The organism is Bacteroides acidifaciens, from assembly GCF_024623065.1.
GTDB lineage: Bacteria > Bacteroidota > Bacteroidia > Bacteroidales > Bacteroidaceae > Bacteroides > Bacteroides acidifaciens.
The window spans coordinates 1-1,201 of record NZ_JANJZR010000187.1; the positions used below are offsets into that span (position 1 = coordinate 1).

Genomic DNA, 1,201 nt, shown 5'->3' on the forward strand with positions numbered 1-1,201 from the left:
TTCATATGCTTTGCAAAGAATGCCCATAAGTACTTTCTCCTGTAAGCCTTGCCTTCCTTTGTTTCGATGCCTACAAGTTCGGTCGTCTCATCAACCATAAGATATTCAGCCTGCTGTACAAACCCCTTGAAGACATCTTCCATGAACTCCTTTAGCTTGGCGATTCCGTTATGGATATAGCTGTTCAGTGTAGTATTGCTTATGTGGATGCCCTCTCTGGCAAGCAGTCTTATCTGTCTGTTCTCAGGCATACTGAAGTCATATTTCAGACAAAGTAGACGGGCAAGCAGTTCAGGGGAGAAAATACCTCCAAGTTTTTTCAGCGGATGTTCCATTGTGCTTACAAAAGTTCCGTCTGCAAGCTTTACCCTTGCCACCTTATACACATGCTCCACGTTATGAGCCCTTACATGTTCTATAACCCTGTATTCCCACACATCAGGCATACCGTTGCGGTTCATGAACCGTCCTCCTTCGGGAAGCGTGTAATACTCGTCCACTTCATGTACTACCACTCTGTCAACTTTCAATTTGGTTTTCACGGCACGTGGTGCAGTTTCCTTTCTTCTTGAAGGTTGGATGTTCTGTGCAGTTGCGTTATCGGAAGAGGTATTGCCGCCGGCTTCGTTACCATCGGCCTTATTATTATCATCATCATCCTTGTCAGAACCGTCATACTCGGACTTATGCAGTGCAGACTTGTCAATGTTACGGTTGTTCAGCAGCCTTCTTTGCTCGGAAGTACGGCCAAAACGGTGTTTTCTGCTGTCCTCAAGCTGAAGCCTGAGATTGGAAATCTCGTTTGCCAGCATCCGGTTCACCTCGTCTTTCGCTTCAAGCTGCTTTCTCATAAGCTCCATTTCTTTCCTATAATTTTCAACCGTAGTTGATTGCTTTTCGAGGGAATCTTTGAGGTCATTGATTGTATCAACCAGAGCCTTGGAGTTCTCTTTATTGGAATCTTCAATGACCTTAAGCCTCGCAATCAGTTCGTTTACCTGTTTGCGAAGCCCTGCCTTTTCCTCATTCGCCAGACCCAACTGGCAGCAAAGTAACTCGTATGCCCTTTCATCAATCATGATATAAAGATACGAAAAATCAGGCAGTTACGCAAACTTTTTACTGTTTATTTTTATTATTCCATTGGATATCAATACCTTGTTATTCATCTTTAGGGCTTACATACATCCTGTCGACTACG

The 1,201-nt window shown here is 43.9% G+C and carries 1 protein-coding gene; it reads right to left on the reverse strand.

All coding sequences use genetic code 11. The features are described 5' to 3' along the window. The coding region (locus NSB03_RS20650) for an IS66 family transposase (RefSeq protein WP_257466634.1) at positions 1 to 1,079 on the reverse strand (1,079 nt) is incomplete at its 3' end. Positions 1,080 to 1,201: the final 122 nt, after the last annotated feature.